Origin of the sequence: Pseudohaemophilus parahaemolyticus (assembly GCF_938021905.1) — a bacterium.
Lineage (GTDB): Bacteria > Pseudomonadota > Gammaproteobacteria > Enterobacterales > Pasteurellaceae > Haemophilus_A > Haemophilus_A parahaemolyticus_B.
Genome location: NZ_CALIFA010000068.1, coordinates 39,154 through 58,372, shown reverse-complemented (window position 1 = coordinate 58,372; position 19,219 = coordinate 39,154). Strand labels below are relative to the sequence as shown.

At 40.6% G+C, this 19,219-nt stretch carries 15 protein-coding genes and 1 tRNA gene; 15 read left to right on the top strand and 1 reads right to left on the bottom strand.

Going from position 1 to position 19,219, the window contains the following annotated elements:
• The first annotated feature begins 3 nt into the window (after nt 1–3).
• The 8 genes from QMF79_RS07265 to QMF79_RS07230 all read left to right on the top strand — a co-directional run bounded on the left by QMF79_RS07265 (nt 4) and on the right by QMF79_RS07230 (nt 10,808).
• On the top strand, nt 4–738 hold the full coding sequence (locus tag QMF79_RS07265) for a phosphoadenylyl-sulfate reductase (RefSeq protein ID WP_281773308.1): 735 nt from the start codon (nt 4–6) through the stop codon (nt 736–738).
• A 195-nt stretch (nt 739–933) separates the two neighbouring features.
• The gene (gene cysD / locus QMF79_RS07260) at nt 934–1,632 is read left to right on the top strand and encodes a sulfate adenylyltransferase subunit CysD (RefSeq protein ID WP_281773307.1); all 699 of its coding nucleotides are present in this window, start codon (nt 934–936) and stop codon (nt 1,630–1,632) included.
• 198 nt (nt 1,633–1,830) lie between these two features.
• Nucleotides 1,831–3,120, top strand: a complete 1,290-nt coding sequence (locus QMF79_RS07255) for a sulfate adenylyltransferase subunit 1 (protein ID WP_281773306.1) — start codon at nt 1,831–1,833, stop codon at nt 3,118–3,120.
• Between the two features lie 269 nt (nt 3,121–3,389).
• Entirely contained in the window at nt 3,390–5,192 is a 1,803-nt protein-coding gene (locus QMF79_RS07250) for an assimilatory sulfite reductase (NADPH) flavoprotein subunit (protein WP_281773305.1), read from the top strand.
• Between the two features lie 14 nt (nt 5,193–5,206).
• Nucleotides 5,207–6,976 carry an assimilatory sulfite reductase (NADPH) hemoprotein subunit gene (gene cysI / locus QMF79_RS07245; RefSeq protein ID WP_281773304.1) on the top strand — a complete coding sequence of 590 codons (1,770 nt, stop codon included), beginning with the start codon at nt 5,207–5,209 and terminating at the stop codon, nt 6,974–6,976.
• Nucleotides 6,977–7,128: 152 nt separating this feature from the next.
• Complete coding sequence (gene menB, locus QMF79_RS07240) at nt 7,129–7,986, top strand: 1,4-dihydroxy-2-naphthoyl-CoA synthase (RefSeq protein ID WP_281773303.1); 858 nt, start codon at nt 7,129–7,131, stop codon at nt 7,984–7,986.
• A 181-nt stretch (nt 7,987–8,167) separates the two neighbouring features.
• Nucleotides 8,168–10,561, top strand: a complete 2,394-nt coding sequence (gene mrcB, locus QMF79_RS07235; protein WP_281773302.1) for a penicillin-binding protein 1B — start codon at nt 8,168–8,170, stop codon at nt 10,559–10,561.
• A 171-nt stretch (nt 10,562–10,732) separates the two neighbouring features.
• Nucleotides 10,733–10,808 (top strand) — tRNA-Thr (locus QMF79_RS07230).
• 1 nt (nt 10,809) lies between these two features.
• Here the strand turns inward: QMF79_RS07230 and matP are convergent.
• A complete protein-coding gene (gene matP, locus QMF79_RS07225) occupies nt 10,810–11,265 on the bottom strand; it encodes a macrodomain Ter protein MatP (RefSeq protein WP_111427834.1) in 456 nt (151 codons plus the stop codon).
• Between the two features lie 85 nt (nt 11,266–11,350).
• Between matP and QMF79_RS07220 the strand changes: the two genes are divergently transcribed.
• The 7 genes from QMF79_RS07220 to recC all read left to right on the top strand — a co-directional run bounded on the left by QMF79_RS07220 (nt 11,351) and on the right by recC (nt 19,211).
• A complete protein-coding gene (locus tag QMF79_RS07220) occupies nt 11,351–12,988 on the top strand; it encodes an AAA family ATPase (RefSeq protein WP_281773301.1) in 1,638 nt (545 codons plus the stop codon).
• Between the two features lie 120 nt (nt 12,989–13,108).
• Nucleotides 13,109–13,639 carry a bifunctional 3-hydroxydecanoyl-ACP dehydratase/trans-2-decenoyl-ACP isomerase gene (fabA, locus tag QMF79_RS07215; protein WP_040218344.1) on the top strand — a complete coding sequence of 177 codons (531 nt, stop codon included), beginning with the start codon at nt 13,109–13,111 and terminating at the stop codon, nt 13,637–13,639.
• A 96-nt stretch (nt 13,640–13,735) separates the two neighbouring features.
• Nucleotides 13,736–14,257 carry a Type II secretory pathway, pseudopilin PulG gene (locus QMF79_RS07210; RefSeq protein ID WP_281773300.1) on the top strand — a complete coding sequence of 174 codons (522 nt, stop codon included), beginning with the start codon at nt 13,736–13,738 and terminating at the stop codon, nt 14,255–14,257.
• Complete coding sequence (locus tag QMF79_RS07205; RefSeq protein ID WP_040218340.1) at nt 14,217–14,921, top strand: prepilin-type N-terminal cleavage/methylation domain-containing protein; 705 nt, start codon at nt 14,217–14,219, stop codon at nt 14,919–14,921. Before QMF79_RS07210 ends, QMF79_RS07205 begins: the two co-directional genes overlap by 41 nt.
• On the top strand, nt 14,918–15,565 hold the full coding sequence (locus tag QMF79_RS07200) for a DUF2572 family protein (protein ID WP_281773299.1): 648 nt from the start codon (nt 14,918–14,920) through the stop codon (nt 15,563–15,565). The genes QMF79_RS07205 and QMF79_RS07200 overlap by 4 nt, the downstream gene beginning before the upstream one ends.
• A gap of 1 nt (nt 15,566) precedes the next feature.
• Entirely contained in the window at nt 15,567–15,863 is a 297-nt protein-coding gene (locus tag QMF79_RS07195; protein WP_281773298.1) for a DUF5374 domain-containing protein, read from the top strand.
• A gap of 66 nt (nt 15,864–15,929) precedes the next feature.
• Nucleotides 15,930–19,211 carry an exodeoxyribonuclease V subunit gamma gene (gene recC / locus QMF79_RS07190; protein WP_281773297.1) on the top strand — a complete coding sequence of 1,094 codons (3,282 nt, stop codon included), beginning with the start codon at nt 15,930–15,932 and terminating at the stop codon, nt 19,209–19,211.
• Nucleotides 19,212–19,219 lie beyond the last annotated feature (8 nt).

Here is a 19,219-nt window from a genome sequence, read left to right as displayed (position 1 = left end):
AGGATGGCTTTTTTAAAACCTACGTTCTGGCAAATCCCGCTTGTGGCGTTAGATACACAAACCGCATTGAGTGAAAAAACTGAGGTGTTAAAACAACGCTTAAAGCACATTGCTGAGAATCATCAAAATGCCCGCTTTGCCAGCAGCCTTGCCGTGGAAGATATGGTCATTACCGATGTAATTGCGCGTGAATATCTCAATATCTGCATTTTCACGTTAGATACCGGATTGCTTCACGCAGAAACCTTGGCGTTGCTTGATAAGCTGGATCAGGTTTATCCGAACATTCATATCGAACGCTTTCAACCGAATCAAGCCGATGCTGATCGTTATGTAGAGAGCAAAGGCAAATTTGCCTTTTATGAAAGCGTGGAATTACGCCGTGAATGTTGCCATATCCGCAAAATTGAACCTTTAAATCGTGCGATCCAAGGTGCAGATGCATGGCTAACTGGACAACGCCGCGAACAATCCGCCACACGAACCGAATTACCTTTTGCCGAACAAGATAAAAGCCGAGGCATCGACAAATACAACCCGATTTTTGATTGGTCGGAAAACGATGTGTGGGCATATATTCTGGCAAACAACGTCCCTTATAACGATTTATACCACCAAGGTTTCCCGAGTATCGGCTGCGATCCTTGCACCCGCCAAGTGAAAGAAGGTGAAGATATCCGCACCGGAAGATGGTGGTGGGAGAGTAAGGATTCGAAAGAATGTGGGCTGCATAAGTAACTATATTTCCCTCACCAGCTTGCGGGAGAGGGTGGAGAAAATCTGTAGGATTTTCGGAGGGAGAGGGGAAATTTATATCGCCCCCCTCTCTGCCTCCAAGTGCTGAACGCACTTTACGGCTGTCTCTCTCCCGCAAGCGGGCGAGAGGAAAATTTATCACATCATAATAAAGAGAACACAACAAGGAATAACATCATGACCAAAACCGAACTCAACAACCAACATCTCGACTGGCTGGAGGCCGAGTCGATCCATATCATCCGCGAACTTGTGGCGGAATGTGAAAATCCGGCATTGCTTTTCTCTGGTGGGAAAGATTCTGTCGTATTGCTTGCCCTTGCACGTAAAGCCTTTCAACTTGGTGATCGTCCGGTGAAACTTCCGTTTCCATTGGTGCATATCGACACAGGGCATAATTATCCTGAAGTGATTGCATTCCGCGATGAGTTTGGTCAATGGGATCCTAAAGCACAACGCCCTGAATTGTGGTCGCTTTACAATGCGAAATTACACAAAGGCGAAAATATGCGCGTATTCCCGATTTCAAACTGGACGGAACTGGATATTTGGCAATACATCGCCCGCGAAAACCTTGAGCTTCCATCCATTTATTACAGCCATAAACGTGAGGTGGTGAATCGCAAAGGCTTGCTTGTTCCCGTCACTCCATTGACACCAAAATTACCAAATGAAGTGAGCGAAGTGCGAGATGTTCGCTTCCGCACCGTGGGTGATATCAGCTGCACTTGCCCTGTGGCAAGCACCGCCTCAACACCATTAGAAATTATCGAAGAAACCGTCATCGCCGACATCTCCGAACGCAGCGCCACCCGCTTAGACGACCAAGCCAGCGAAGCCGCGATGGAGAAACGGAAAAAAGAGGGGTATTTCTAAAATCAAAAGAAAAATTAACCGCACTTTTCCCCTCGCCCGCTTGCGGGAGAAGGTGGAGAAAATCCGTAGGATTTTCGGAGGGAGAGGGGGAATTTATATCGCCCCCTCTCTCTGCCTCCAAGTGCTAAACGCACTTTACGGCTGTCTCTCCCCCGCAAGCGGGCGAGAGGAAGATAACGAATTAAAAGGAAATAAGATATGACTGCACAACAACACAGCACCCCTCTCCGCTTCATCACCGCCGGTAGCGTAGATGACGGCAAAAGCACCTTAATCGGTCGTTTACTTTACGACAGCAAAGCCTTGCTGACAGACCAAATCAAAACCCTAGAAGCAGGCAAAAACAAAGGCACAAAAGAAGCGATTGATTTCTCCATTTTAACCGATGGCTTGGAGGCAGAACGAGAGCAAGGCATTACCATTGATGTGGCGTATCGTTATTTTTCCACGGCAAAACGTAAATTCATTATTGCGGACACACCGGGACACGAGCAATACACTCGAAACATGGTGACCGGTGCGAGTACTGCCTCGGCGGCGATTGTATTGATTGATGCTTCTCAGCTGAATTTTGATGAGCAACCGCTGCAATTATTGCCACAAACCAAACGCCATTCTGCGATTTTACGTCAGCTTAACTGCCCGCATATTTTGGTGGCAGTGAATAAAATGGATTTGTTGGATTACAGCGAAGAAAAATTCAACGCTATTGTGGCGGCTTATCAACAATTAGCTGCAAGATTAGGTTTAAAAGATGTGCATTTTATTCCGGTTTCAGCCTTGCTTGGCGATAACTTGGTTTACCCCAGCGACAGCACGCCTTGGTATAAAGGTGAGCCGCTTTTAACCATTTTAGAAAATTTACCAAGTGTGGACGAAGTGAGTCGCGAAACAGCCGACTTTTATTTCCCAGTGCAATTAGTGATTCGCCAAGATGCCGATAAAGCGGACGATTTCCGTGGTTATCAAGGGCGCATCGATCGCGGTTCGGTGAAAGTTGGGCAAACTTTGCGCATTGAACCCAATGGTTTGAATGCGGTTGTGACGGAAATCATTACGCCAAAAGGCGAGGTGGAACAAGCCTTTGCTGGCGAAGTGATTACATTACGTTTGGATCGCGATATTGATATTTCGCGAGGTAATTTATTTGTGGATGAACATTCTCCACTTACACCACAGAAACCGCTCGTTTCAACAATTTGCTGGTTTGATGAACGCCCATTGAATACTGCCCGTAAATATTTACTCAAACACGGTACGCAAACGGTGTTCACAAAAGTAAGTGAGATTGAAAGCGTATTAAACGTGCATAACCTAGAACAGGAAAATGGTGCAACCGCATTAAATATGAACGACATCGCGAAAGTACGCTTAAGTTTACAAAAGCCGATTGTGGCAACCCGCTATGAAGAAAACATTGCCGGCGGTTCCTTTATTTTGATTGATGAAGCGACGTATAACACGGTCGCAGCTGGAATGATTTTGTAATCACTTCCCCTCACCCATTTCGGGACAAATGCTTGCATTTGAACGTTGGCTTTGCCAACGGCCCCGAAGGGGTGAGCGGAGCGAATATTGGGTGGAGAAATCCGAAGGATTTCGGAGGGAGAGGGGAATTGTAAAATCTTTACGAAAAATGACCGCTCTTTCCCCCCTCTCTCTGCTTTTCGCGACTCAACGTCGCTTCAGGCTGTCTCTCTCCCGCAAGCGGGCGAGAGAAAGATTTTTAGAATTTAGATTTATTGTGGGGAAGATATATGCAAAACATCAATCCTTTACCGCCCGAACTGGCTCAGTTATTGCCGAGTTTAACGGTAAGCCAGTTGGCGTGGTTATCGGGCTATGCTTGGGCGAAGGCAGAAAACGCGAATATCATTGCGGGTGAAAATTTACCGCAAAATTTGACCGTGCTTTCAACCGTTCAAGCTGAGCCATTTAGTGTCACCGTACTTTCCGGTTCGCAAACGGGCAATGCGAAATCTGTTGCGGATAAAATGGCGGAACAACTAAAAGCCGCAGGTGTGGAAGTAAAACGCGCGGCATTAAAAGATTACAAAGCAAAAAATATTGCTGATGAGTCTTATTTGTTGCTGGTCACTTCTACCCAAGGCGACGGCGAACCACCGGAAGAAGCCGTGGTGTTACATAAGCTGTTGAATGGTAAAAAAGCACCAAAATTAGACCGCTTGCAGTTTGCTGTGCTGGGCTTGGGCGACAGTTCTTACCCGAATTTCTGCCAAGCGGGCAAAGATTTTGATCAACGTTTTGCTGAACTTGGGGCAAACCGTCTGTTTGATCGTGTGGATGCGGATTTAGATTTTGCCGCTACTGCGGATAAATGGGTAAAGGATATTGTTAATCTTCTCAAAGAAAAAGCGGCATCGCATACCTCAGTGGCAACGCCACAAGTGGCAGGTAATGCGCCTGTTCAAGCTACAAAAGAGAGCCAATACAACAAGAATAATCCTTTCGCTGCGACATTGCTGACCAATCAAAAAATCACTGCGCGTCAATCCGATAAAGATGTGCGTCATATTGAAATCGATTTGAGCGGTTCGGATCTGCACTACCAAGCCGGTGATGCGTTGGGCGTGTGGTTTGATAACGATCCTGCATTAGTGGATGAAATTTTAGGAGTGCTTGGTATCGATCCACAAACGGCAGTACAAGCGGGTGAAAAAGCACAGCCGATTGCAGCCGCACTTTTATCGCATTTTGAACTCACGCAAAACACACCGGCGTTCATGAAAGGCTATGCGGCGTTGGCGAATAATGAAGAATTGAATGCTATCGTAGCAGATAACGAAAGTTTGCAGAAATTTATCCAAAACACACCGCTTGTGGATGTGTTGCACCGCTTCCCTGCAACTTTAACCGCCAAGCAGTTTATCGGTTTGCTCCGTCCGCTTACGCCTCGCTTGTATTCGATTTCTTCTTCACCGGCTGAAGTAGGCGAGGAAGTGCATTTAACCGTGGGCGTGGTGCGTTTTGAACACGAAGGGCGAAACCGAGCCGGTGGTGCATCCAGTTTCTTGGCGGATCGTGTGGAAGAAGATGGCGAAGTTCGCGTGTTTGTCGAACACAACGATGGCTTCCGTCTGCCGACGGATAACAGCAAGCCGATTATTATGGTGGGTTCCGGCACCGGCGTTGCGCCATTCCGCGCTTTTATGCAACAACGTGCGGCAGATGAAGCGGAAGGTAAAAACTGGCTGATTTTCGGCAATCCGCATTTTGCAACCGATTTCTTATACCAAACGGAATGGCAACAGTTTGCCAAGGATGGCTTCTTGCATAAATATGATTTTGCATGGTCACGGGATCAGGCAGAGAAAATCTATGTGCAAGATAAAATCCGCGAAAATGCGACCGCACTTTGGCAATGGTTACAAGAAGGGGCTTATTTCTACGTGTGCGGTGATGCCGCAAGAATGGCAAAAGATGTAGAAGCCGCGTTGCTTGATGTGATTGCGCAAGAAGGCAAATTAAGTACGGAAGACACCGAAGAGTATTTGAATACGTTGCGTGAAGAAAAACGCTATCAACGCGATGTTTACTAAAGTGGGGTGAAGAAATGACAGAACAGAAAAAACAGAAAGGCTTAGAGTGGCAAGAAAAACCACTTTCCGACAACGAACGCTTAAAAACACAGAGTAACTTTTTACGTGGCACGATTTTAGATGACTTAAAAGATTCGCTGACAGGCGGTTTCCGTGGTGATAACTTCCAACTGATTCGTTTCCACGGTATGTATGAACAAGATGACCGCGATATTCGTGTGGAGCGCGCGGAAGAAAAATTGGAACCGCTCAAATTTATGTTGCTCCGCTGCCGTTTACCGGGCGGGATCATCAAGCCATCCCAATGGATTGAATTGGATAAATCCGCCCGTGAAAACAGCTATTACCGTTCAATTCGTTTGACGAATCGCCAAACTTTCCAATTCCACGGTGTACCTAAAACGCAACTGCAAACTATGCACCGTTTATTACATAGCCTAGGATTAGACTCTATTGCAACCGCAGCAGATATGAACCGTAATGTGCTTTGTACATCCAACCCGATTGAATCGGAATTGCACCAGCAAGCCTACGAATATGCGAAGAAAATTTCCGAGCATTTATTACCGCGTACCCGTGGTTATTTAGATGTGTGGGTGGACGGGAAAAAAGTGCAAAGCTCCGACGATTTCTTGCAAGAAGATGAGCCGATTTTAGGTAAAACCTATTTGCCACGTAAATTCAAAACCGCGGTGGTGATTCCGCCATTAAATGATGTGGATTGCTACGGTAACGATTTGGATTTTGTCGCCATTGCCGATGGCAACGGGCATTTAGCCGGTTTTAATGTATTAGCCGGTGGCGGGCTTTCGATGGAGCACGGCAATACCAAAACTTACCCGAATATTTCCCTTGAGCTGGGTTATGTGCCACTGGAACATACCTTAAAAGCGGCGGAAGCGGTGGTGACTACGCAACGTGATTTTGGTAACCGCAGCGATCGTAAAAATGCGCGCACCCGTTACACCATTCAAAATATGGGTTTAGACGGTTTCCGTGCGGAAGTAGAACGCCGTATGGGAATGCCATTCGAGCCGATTCGTCCATTTAAATTTACCGAGCGTGGCGACCGTATCGGTTGGGTAAAAGGCATTGATAAAAACTGGCATTTAACTCTCTTTATTGAAAGTGGACGCTTGGTGGATAATGATGAAACGCAACTTCTCACCGGTGTGTTAGAAATTGCTAAAATTCACAAAGGCGATTTCCGCATTACCGCAAACCAAAATCTGATCGTGGCGAATGTGGCAGAAAAAGATAAGGCTAAAATTGAGAAGATCGCACGAAAATATGGCTTGATTCGCGATAATGTGACGAAATTACGTGAAAACTCCATGTCTTGTGTGTCGTTCCCAACTTGCCCGTTGGCAATGGCGGAGGCAGAGCGTGTATTACCCGGTTTTATTGATGAACTGGATCAAGTGATGGCAAAACACAAGGTAGCAGATGATTATATTGTGACGCGAATTACCGGTTGCCCGAACGGTTGTGGACGTGCGATGCTAGCGGAAATTGGTTTGGTCGGTAAAGCAGTAGGGCGTTACAATCTTCACATCGGCGGAGATCGTGAGGGCGTACGTATTCCACGTCTTTATAAAGAAAACATCACCTTACCTGAAATCGTGGCTGAGTTAGACAGCTTAATCGGCAAATGGGCAACAGAACGCAATGCGAATGAAAGCTTTGGCGATTTTGTGATTCGTGTCGGTATTATTAAACCGGTTGTGAATGCGCCTGTGGATTTTTGGGATGATTCGAAGGTGATTTGGAAAGAGGCTGCGTAGGTTTTAGCACTTCTTTTCGAACCTTTCTTCAAGCGGTTGAATTTGTAAAATATTCTACAAATTTAACCGCTTTTTATTTCACTGGCGACAAAAACCGCTATAATGGCACGAATTTTTAACATTCATTTGATACTCAAAAAGGAACATAATCAATGTTATATCCAAGCGAAGAATTTTTATACGCACCTGTTGAATGGGTTGATCACAGCGAAGGTTACACAGACATTCGTTACCACAAATCAACAGATGGGATTGCGAAAATTACCATCAATCGCCCAGAAGTGCGTAATGCGTTCCGTCCGCAAACGGTAAAAGAGATGATTCACGCATTCGCCGATGCGCGTTTTGATGAAAAAATCGGCGTAATCGTGCTAACAGGTGAAGGCGAATATGCATTCTGTGCAGGTGGCGACCAAAAAATTCGTGGCGACTACGGCGGCTATAAAGATGACAGCGGTGTGCACCACTTAAACGTTTTACAATTCCAACGCGATATCCGCACTTGCCCAAAACCAGTTGTAGCAATGGTAGCGGGTTACGCAGTGGGCGGTGGTCACGTGTTACATATGATGTGCGACTTAACTATCGCAGCGGATAACGCAAAATTTGGTCAAACAGGCCCGAAAGTAGGTTCATTTGATGGCGGTTGGGGTGCAAGCTATATGGCTCGCATCGTAGGTCAGAAAAAAGCTCGCGAAATCTGGTTCTTATGCCGTATGTACGATGCGAAACAAGCACTAGATATGGGCTTAGTAAACACCGTTGTACCTTACGCAGATTTAGAAAAAGAAACTGTGCGTTGGTGTCGTGAAATGTTACAAAACAGCCCAATCGCATTACGTTGCTTGAAAGCGGCGTTAAATGCAGATTGCGATGGTCAAGCAGGTCTTCAAGAATTAGCGGGCAACGCGACAATGTTGTTTTATATGACAGAAGAAGGTCAAGAAGGTCGCAACGCGTTCAACGAAAAACGTGAACCTGATTTCAGCAAATTTAAACGTAATCCGTAATTAAATTTCCTTTCTACAAGCGGTGATATTGAGCCAAAATTTACGATATATTTGTAGGGGAGGGGTTTATCCCCTCCCAATAAACATTACTGATTCAGGGCGGGGATAAACCCCGCCCCTACGATATATATTGAGTAAACCTTTTGCAAAATATCACCGCTTTTTCCTTTTGGTTTGAACTATGTCCACGCGTGAAAAAAAGCAAAAAAATAAACGCTCTCTCTGTTCTCGGCTGCTTACAACGAGCCTCAAATTAGGTGTGGTTGGGGCGAGCTTTATGGCGGTTTATGCCGTGTATTTAGACGGTAAAATTCGCACTAAAATGAACGGGCAAGTTTGGCAATTGCCAGCTGAAGTTTATGCTCGCATTGAAAGCATCAAAATTGAGGAAAATCTTACGCTGGAGCAAACCAAAACCGCTTTGTTAGATAATGGTTATCGTCAAGTATCGCAAATCGTTGCTCCTGGCGATTTCAAACTCGAAGGCAATAATATTGTGGTGTTGCGCCGTGCCTTTCCATTTCCTGAAAGTCCTGAAGCACAACGTGTTTTGCGTTTACGTTTTCAAAACAACAAACTGACTTATATTGAAGATTTGGGGGCTCAGCGTTTAGTGGAAGAGTTTAGGCTGGATCCCAAATTGATTGCAATGTTACATTCAGAAAGCGATGAAGAACGCCAAGCGTTAAAATTGCAACAATATCCGTATTTCCTCATCCAAGCCCTACTTTTAACCGAAGATAAACGCTTTTACCAGCACGATGGTATCAGCCCAATGGGGATTGCCCGTGCGTTGGTCGCGAACTATCAAGCAGGTAGAACAGTGCAGGGGGCGAGTACGCTCACGCAACAGTTGGTTAAAAACCTCTTTTTGAGCAGCGAAAAATCACTAAGCCGTAAGATTAACGAAGCACTGATGTCGCTGATTTTAGATGCTCGTTACGATAAAAACCGTATTCTTGAAACGTATCTAAACGAAATTTATTTAGGTCAGAACGGTAGTTATCAAGTGCATGGTTTTGCGTTGGCAAGTCAATTTTATTTTGGTCGCCCAATCCAAGAAATCACTCCGTCACAAATGGCACTGTTAGTTGGAATGGTGAAAGGTCCATCACTTTACAATCCGTGGCGACACCCAGAGGCAGCACTTGAACGCCGAAATGTGGTGCTCAAATTGCTCCAAGAAAACCACGCAATTAGCCAAAGTGACTACGAATTTCTAGTCAAACAACCGCTAGGCGTGAAAGAGAAAGGTGCGATTTATCGCCAACAACCTGCCTTTATGCAAGCGTTGAATATGGACTTGAAAAATGAGTTTGGTGAAAACCGCTCAGCCTTGCTTTCTGGGGCAAAAATTTTTACCACGCTTGATCGTAAACAACAGCGTTCTGCGGAACAAGCGGTAATTAATGGCTTGGAAGATTTGGAAAATTCGGATAAGAAAATCAAAGACTTACAATCTGCGATTGTGGTGTCGGAATATCGTACAGGTAAAGTGCGGGCGATTGTAGGTGACCGTTTAACTCAATATGCAGGTTTTAACCGTGCGATTCAAACTAAGCGTCAGATCGGTTCGTTAGTGAAGCCTTCGATTTATGCAATTGCGTTGTCAGATCCGAAAAATTTCCGCCTCAATACACCCATTGACAACAAACCGATCACTATTCACGTGAAAGGTTCTGCCCCATGGTCGCCAAAAAACTATGACAGACGTTTTAGTGGCTCGGTAATGTTGATGGATGCACTGGTTCGCTCGCTGAATATTCCAACAGTGAATATCGGGATGAAATTTGGCTTGCGAAAAGTAATCGCTAAACAAAAAGAGATGGGTTGGGATAAAGCGGATATTCCAGTTTACCCGTCAATGTTACTCGGTTCTTACTCCATTTCACCTTATGATGTGACGAAATCCTACCAAGTGTTGGCGAATAATGGCTTGAAAGTGCCGCTCACGACCATTGAGTCTATCACAGGCTTTGATGGCAAGCCGCTTTATCAACGCAATATTGAGGAAGTAAGCAAGCAAGTACTACCTGAAGAAGCAACGACGCAAACGCTTTATGCGATGCAACAGGTGGTTGAACGGGGTACGGCACGTAGCCTGCAAAGTGAATTTGCGGATTTACGCTTGGCAGGTAAAACGGGGACAACCAACAACGCACGTGATACGTGGTTCGTCGGGATTGATGGCGAAAACGTGGCGACCGTGTGGCTTGGGAAAGATAACAATGCTGATACCCATTTAACGGGTTCAAGTGGGGCGTTGTATGTTTATAAAGAGTACATCCGCCGTGCCTTACCGCCGAAATTTAGCTTGCCGAAAGTGAAAGATATTCAATGGGTGGGCATTAATAGCTACGGCAGTATTACTTGTGAAAGCGGACGCCAAATTCCAATGTGGCGTGACCGTGGACAAACTTATTGTTCTTCTGGTGGCTTAGTTGTAGAAACCCAGAAACCAACGGTGTTAGAAGCTCTTTCACTTGGAAAATCGAAAACAGAGAATACCAAAGCAGAGGTTTCAGAAGAGCAGCAAACTATCCCTACAGAAGAAATTGCCCCAACGAGTGAATAGTTTAATATAAAGAAAGCGGTTGATTTTAGTAAGGAATTTGTTAATTTTCTTATAAAATTAACCGACTTTGTTTGTTTAGTAAGCAACTAAATACGAAAAGGTTGCAAGCTTGCTCAAAATCTTTATAATTTGTCGTCGTTGTTTTGGCAACATTCTTTTAAACATTTCTATGCCGACTTAGCTCAGTAGGTAGAGCAACTGACTTGTAATCAGTAGGTCACCAGTTCGATTCCGGTAGTCGGCACCATTTATTCTCCAATTTTTAATAAGCCTTTCAAACTTGCCTTCATTTTCTCAACTTGCTCTAAATACAGCTCTTTATTTTCTAATTCATCAATGAGCTGCAATACAGCTTGTGAAAGCGTTACTCCTTGAGCATTCGCATACTTAGAAAGCTGCAACCAGCTGGCGTATTCTAAATCAATTGATTTCTTTTTGGTTGTGATTTTTTCGGCATTGAAAAAACGTTTACGGCGAGCACGAATAGACTGGCGCATTTTTTTGCGTTGCTCAGCGGTCATTTCCGTTTTTACCCATTTTTCGATTTCATCGGGCGAGTTTTGTAGTGTAGTTAGCAGCTGGATTTTTAGCTCAATCATACTGCTTTCGGTATATTTAGTAATATTTTCGCCCTCGCGGTGTTTCTTGAGTAAGTATTTCCACTTCCAATTCGCTTCTTGGGATTCTAGCTTTTGATATCTCATTGTTTCTCTTGATTTATTCGCAAATTTTAGGCAAGTATAACGGAATTTTGTATAATAAACCAAATTTCTATTATGAGGCATTTTTGTGAATTTATCTCCTTTATCGTGGCAGTCGCTTTCTTTATCTCACACCTTCCAATTAACGGGCGAACAAGTCAATTTCTTCGATTTTCAGCCGAAGGCACAGCAAGCCCTAAGCCTATTTAAATCGCAAGAAATGGGCTCATTATTGGTGGTGAAAAGCGAAGTATTGCCTGAGTTTTTAGACGAACTCTGCATCCAATTATCTATAGAGAATTCACAGTCTGTGATTGTGAGAACCGAATTTAAAGCCTCGCATTTGTTCGGCTACACACTCTTTTTAGAAAAAGAGAATCGTATCAAGACCATCGAAGGGGCAATTCAGCAAGCACAAAATGGCATTTTAGTGTTGCGTTTAAATACACTATTACACGATTTAAAACAGTGGGATAAACTCAAACAAGCTTTGTTGTTCGGCTTTTATGAACAGAATGCGGTAAACCACGTGTCCGAAGAACTGCCCGTGATTCACAGCCCATTTAAATTGCTGTTAGTTGGCAGCCGTGAAGATATCTCAATGCTTGCTGCCTATGATGGTGATTTGTACCAATTCGCACAATATACCGAAATCGATTCATTCCTGAATGTGAACGAAGAGAGTCTGAATCAATGGGGCGATTATGTGCAAGCCTACGCCCAAAAATTTACGCAACGCAAATTAAGCGAACCCGCACTTCAGCAGCTTTTACAACATTATATCCGTGAAAGCGAAAGCCAAACGATGATTTCTATTTCACCCACTAAGCTCAAAAATCAGTTGCTCGGCTTTGCAAAATTCTACCCAAATTCAACCGCTTTCACGGAGGTCAATGGCTACTTTGCAGCCCAAGAGAAGCAGGCTTCTAGCCTAAATGAATATGCCTTGCAGGATATTTTGAATAACCAAGTTTATATCGAAACCGATGACGAAGAGATTGGGCAGATCAACGGCTTGTCAGTCATTGAATTTGAAGGCGTGCCCTATGCCTTTGGCGAGCCGCTTCGTATCAGTTGCAACGTGCAATATGGTGATGGAGAAATTACCGACATTGAACGCAAAGTGGAGCTTGGCGGGAACATTCACTCGAAAGGGATTTTAATTGCCCAATCCTGCTTGGCGAATTTGCTAGAATTACCAACCCAATTGCCGTTTTCCGCATCGCTTGCCTTTGAGCAGTCTTACGGTGAAGTGGATGGTGACAGCTCATCATTAGCGATTTTATGCGTGTTAGTCAGCAGCTTAGCGAAGGTTGCACTACCGCAAGCTATTGCGGTGACAGGCTCTATCGACCAATTTGGTAATGTGCTAAGCGTGGGCGGTGTAAACCAAAAGATCGAGGGCTTTTTCGAAGTGTGTGATGCTCGTGGGCTTACAGGGAAACAGGGTGTGATTATTCCTGCAAGCTGTGTGTCACATTTAAGCCTGAAACCTAGCGTATTGGCTGCCGTTAAAGCAGAGAAATTCCAGATCTGGGCGGTTGAAAGCGTGTTTGAAGCGGTCGAAATTTTACTGAAAAATGCATTTTATGCAGAAGATCGACGAGAAAAATCCGACAAACCTGCCTTGTTTGACCTGATTCATCAAGGCATTGAGCAAAGCCCAAATCACGATGTAGAACATAAATTGTGGCATAAAATTTTCCCTTGGTGGAAATCTCACTGATCCGACAAGTCAGCTAACAGTTGTTAGCTAAAATAAAAGACTGTACTATCTGCTTTCACAAACAAAATTAGGAAAGCAAGAGAATACAGGCTTTCTTTTTAGTAATACAGGATTAAAAAGATGAACAGTTGTACACCAAATATTAAATCTAACTACACTTATGAAGATTTATTAGCATCAGGACGTGGCGAATTATTTGGCAGTGAAGGTCCTCAATTACCCGCACCGCCAATGTTAATGATGGATCGAGTGAACTTGATGACCGAAAACGGTGGCTTGTTCGATAAAGGCTATATTGAAGCAGAATTAGATATTCGCCCAGATTTATTCTTCTTTGATTGTCATTTCATCAACGATCCTGTGATGCCTGGTTGTTTAGGTTTAGATGCAATGTGGCAACTAGTCGGTTTCTTCTTAGGCTGGATGGGCGGAAAAGGCAAAGGTCGTGCTTTAGGTGTTGGAGAAGTGAAATTCACAGGACAAATCTTACCGACCGCGAAAAAAGTAACTTATCGCATTCATATGAAACGAGTGATCAACCGCAAGCTCGTGATGGGATTAGCGGATGGCAAAGTGGAAGTAGATGGACGCGTGATTTACACGGCAACGGATCTCAAAGTAGGTTTATTCCAGGATACTTCTTCATTCTAGTTATTTAAATTTTCGAGCATGCTCGAAAATTTAAATATTCCAAATTTACATTTCTTGCAAACTCGTCCATAGTGTTCTCTCTTTTGAGGAAAGATTATGTGGCGAGCTTTTACTTTAATTGAAATTTTAATTACCTTAACGCTTCTTACTATTTCTATTTTATTTATTCCTCCTATTCTTTTTTCTTTGCAAGATAAATGGGTGTTAGAAAGTGAAATAGAAAATCTCTCTTCTTTTATTTATCAAATTCAAACTAAAGCTCGTTTTCAAAAAAAGAATTATTCACTTACTATTGCACAGAATAATAATGAAAAGAAATGGTGCATTATTGCGATTCAAAAAGAGAGTAGTAAACAAGTAACCTGTAATTGCTTAAATATGAAAAGTTGTGTGCTAACTGAGGAATATCATCTTTACGAAAACCAACATAAAAATATTATCTTACGCAATAAGAGTCTTTTTCCGAAATCTTTTATTAGTATTGATGGTAATGCAGGACGGCTAGAATCTAAATGTATCAATATCAGTCTAAATAATACTAGTGAAATTCTACAATTCGATCAGTGGGGAAGAATTTATGTTAGCCCGAAAAATAAGCGAAGCACCTGTAAAGATTAGCCGGTTGAAAGCCTTTAGCTTAGTTGAGCTCCTGATCTCATTAGCATTAGGTTCAATGTTGTTACTCTCTTTCACCTATTATTACTCTAACTATTATGTTGTTTGGCAAAAACAAAAAGAGCAATTTTTCTTACAAAAAGAAGCCCATCAATTAGCGCATTATTTGCAACAACATATTCAACATTTAGGTTATCAAGGCAATAATAAAGAAGAGAGTAATTTTGAACTGTTTGAAAAAGATAACCAACGTTTTGCATTAAATAGCCAATGTTTAATTTTCTTTTATGATCTCAATGGCGATGGTTGTTTAGGCAAACGTGCTACGAAAAAAGCATTGTGCAGAAATGGGCAATTAAATAATACCAAAGATTTAGCAAAAGAAGTTTTTGGCTTTAAATTAGAGGAAAAAGAGATCCATCTTTATGCCGATAACCGTTTTGAAAATTGCTTGGGCGAACAATGTAAAACACTATTAGATAGCTGCGGAAATAAATGGACGAAATTTACTTCTAAAGAGGAATATTTAGTCGATAAACTTCAATTTAATTGGAAAAAACAGAATGAATTGATGCAAATTGATTTAACGCTTTCTTCAATTAAAGATAAAAAGATAAGTTATCACTTAACGGCTTATGTTTATTTGTTAAATGGATTTACTCAATGAAGAAATTAGAAGCCAGTAGTTTATTAAGTTCATTACTGATTTTAGCTGCGGTTCTCACGTTGCTATTTTTAACTAAAGAAAATTGGTTAAGGCAAGAAAGTGTGACAAATGGCTATTACCAACAATATTTATCATCTAAATTATCCCTGTTGAAAAAGATAAACCAAGATCAATGTGCTACAGAGAAAAAAGAGAGAGTTGAAGAAAAAATAGGTGAGCTTATTTATTCTTACCAATGCGAAATGAGAAGTTTATTTATTAAACCAAAACCGACAAAAGATAAATATATTGCAGTGGATAATATTGAAAATTGGCTGGATTTAGATTCTTATGCTTCCCAAATAATTTATATTAATTCATTATCTGAATTACCTAAAAATAGTGAAGATGATCCGAAAATTGTCGTAGCAAAAAAGGCGATTGAAGAGAGATTAGATGAACATTTTTACGGTATTATTATTACTGACTACCATTTTGATATTACAGGATCTAAAAAAGTATATGGCGTGCTTTATTCTACCTTTGATAATGAACGAGAAGAGCGGAATCTAACCTTTAGAAAAGCTGTAGTTGATAATTTAGAGCAGAAATATTCAAAGTGGTATCTCGTACCAAATTCAAAAAATATCTTAAATAATAAATAGTATGGTTAAACAATTAAGAGCGGAAAGCTTGGGTTCATTGTTGGTCGCATTAACGCTATTTGCAATTTTGGCATTAAATTTCACCGCTTGGCAGAAAACTCAGCTTGAACGTGGTGCAAGAAATTACCAGCAACAGCAGGCATTGCAAATTGCAGAAAACCAGATTGCGTTAAGAATGGCAGGGCGAAGTTGCGAGGCACAAGCGGTCGAAAATGATGTGAGATTTACCATCCAATGCAATGAGGAGTTAATAAAGATCAGTTATCCGATGGGGAAGGTTGAAATTAAAACAAAGTAATCGGTTAAAAGCGTTGAATATTCTAGCCAATTCAAGCAAAATGGCTCGTTCTATGAGGGCTTTAGTATGTTCACCGTTTATTATTCCAATGATCTCAACGCCTTAGCGTCAATGCTTATTCAGCACCAAAAAATTTCCCCAAATCCCGATCCTTTTGCCGAAGAAACTATTTTGGTTCAAAGTATTGGAATGGCTCAATGGCTACAAATGGAAATTGCTGAACAAACAGGCATTGCGGGCAATTACAATTTCCCATTCCCGACCAGTTTTATTTGGCAGCAATATCGCCTTGTCTTCCCTTACCTGCCGAAAGAGAATATTTTTGAACGCACTGTAATGGCGTGGCGATTGATGAGAATTATCCCAAACGTACTTGAGCAAGAAGGCTTTAGTGCCTTACGAGTTTATCTTAAATCTGAAAAAGAGGGTTCGGATTTACGCCTTTATCAATTAGCCAATAAAATTGCTGATCTTTTTGACCAATATTTAGTTTATCGTCCACACTGGTTAGTTTCTTGGGAAAAGAATAATCAACAATTAGTTATTGATGAAATTAAACATCATTTTTCTAATAAAATCAAAAATGAAGAAGATATTGCCGAAAATGTGCTTTGGCAAAGTATTCTATGGAATTTATTGATTGAAGATACTAAGAAAGATTACGATGAGCTTTTATTTACTACTTCACATCGTGCCTATTTACAAAATTCATATTTTGAAAAATTAGATAATTTGACTGAAGAAGAACAACAAAAATTGCCTAAACGTATTTTTGTTTTTGGTATTTCTTCGCTTCCACCGTCTCAGCTTGCTGTATTAAGAAAATTAAGTGAGCATTGTGATATTCATTTATTCTTTTTAAACCCCAGTGAAAAATATTGGGGTGATAGTATTGAAGATAGCGTATTAGAAAAACTTGCATTAAAACAACAACTCTCTCAAGAAGATATTAATGCATTATTAGCACAACAAGGTAATCAACTACTCGCAATTTGGGGTAAACAAGGGCGAGATTTTTTAGCACAATTAGTGGAAGAAGAACACGATGTGATAGAGGGTTTTATTCCATCTTTTGAAGCCCATAATTTAAGCCAAATTAAGCAAGCGATTTTAGAGTATCATAACGAACCTGATTTAGATTTCAAACAAGATCATTCGATTCAAATTCATTCAGTACATAGTATCTTACGAGAAGTTGAAATTTTACATAATCAATTGCTTCATATTTTTGAACAAAATAAAACACTCTCGGCAAAAGATATTATTGTAATGTCACCGAATATTGAGCAATATGCCCCTTATATTCAAGCTGTATTTTCTCGTTATGATAAAAAAGATGAAAAAGGCGGGAAAGATAAACGTTATATTCCATTTACAATTTCAGACCAAAAAATCAGTGAAGTTGATCCTATTCTTTCTAGCTTTATTTCTCTGCTTTCAATGAAAGAAAGCCGTTTTAGTGCAGAAGAAATATTAGATCTATTAGACGTTAAAGCAATAGGTGAGAAATTTAATTTACGTGAAAACGATATTGTTTTATTAAGAAATTGGATTAAAGCAAGCGGTATTCGTGCAGAACTCACAATTCAAAAAGATGAACAATGGGATAATTATAATTCTTGGGAAAATGGTTTAAGTCGTTTATTGCTTGGCACAAGCTTAAAAGAAGAGAGCGGTATTTGGCAGAATACTATTGCTTTTAATGAGAGTTATGGCTTGATTTCAGAACGAGTGGGTTATTTAGCAGATTTTATTGAAAAATTAACCGATTGGGCGAATTTTTTACAGGAAAATCATACTGCTTTTGAATGGAAAGAAATGCTGGAATATGTGCTCAATCATTTCTATCAAGAAAATGAAACGACGACTAACGCATTATTATTGATTTCCGAAGAAATTGAAAAATGCTATTCGTTAATTGAACAAACAAAATATAATCAGCCTATTTCGATTGATATTATTGGCTCAATTTTTAAAGAGAAATTAAATTATCAAAAAAGCCATCTGCAATTTTTAGCAGGAAAAGTAAATTTCTGTACTTTATTACCAATGCGAGCTATTCCATTTAAAGTAGTTTGTTTATTGGGAATGAATGAAGCAGATTTTCCAAGACAGCAACAAATCAATAGTTTTGATTTAATGCAATATCATCCACAAAAAGGTGATCGTGCAAGACGAGATGATGACCGTTACTTATTCTTAGAAGCATTGCTCTCTGCTCAAGATATTTTCTATATGAGTTATATTGGTCAATCATTAGTCAATAATAAAGAGTATTTTCCATCAGTATTAGTTTCTCAATTAATGGACTATTTAATTGAGCACTCTGATTTAGAAGAAAAAGCACAATTTATTCAAAACCATCCTATTACGGTATTTAGTCCAAATAATTTTAAAGAAAATTATCTTTCTTATGATAAAGAGTGGTTGCCATTAGTACAGAATAGTAATGGAGTTAAAGAGTTTATCTCAGAACAAATTATTAATGAAGTAGAGTTGCCAAAATATATTGAATTAGACGATCTGATTAGCTTTATTCAATCACCTGCTCGTTATTTTTTTACTCATCGATTAGGCGTGAATTTTAGCTTAAGCGAAGAGAGTATTGAAGAAACCGAACATTTTTCACTTTCTCGTTTAGATGAATACGCTCTATTAGATGAGTTATTGAATATCAAAAATGAAGAAATAGAGAATTTCTTTGCAAAAGAGTACTTGAAAGGAAATTTGTTAGCACTGAATTTTGGTAAATTAAAACAAGAAGAATTAAATTCTCGGATTGAGAATATGCGTTCAGGTTTGGCTGGTTATTTAAATCAAGATAGTCAAGTGCTTGAAATCAATTTAACGCTTGATCAAACCGAACTTATCGGCAATATTCCGCATCTATTTGGTAATAGTATAGTGCTATGGCGAACGGGTAGTTTACGAGATAAAGATGTAATTAAACTTTGGATTTATTATATTGTCTCAATTTTATCAGGAAAAGAAAACTCACCTATTTTCTATTATTTAAATAACGAAGCGTTAGCTAAACTCAGTTTTAATAAAATAGAAAAAGAACATGCGAAGCAACAGCTTGAAAGTTATGTTTCTGCCTATTTACGTAGTTTTGTTACATTTGAGTTGGCAATTACCTCAAGTTTAGATAATTACTTTGACAACATTTCTGAAAATATCGAAAAAGATTGTGAAAATAAACTGATTGAAATTGCAGAAAGTTATAATGATGAGAATATCTATCTACGACGTATTCTTAATCAAAGTGAAAAATTAGATTATGCTCATATTCACCAAACGACATTAGATTGGTTTGATTTAATGCAAAAATCTAAAAATAAAGGATAATAAAAATA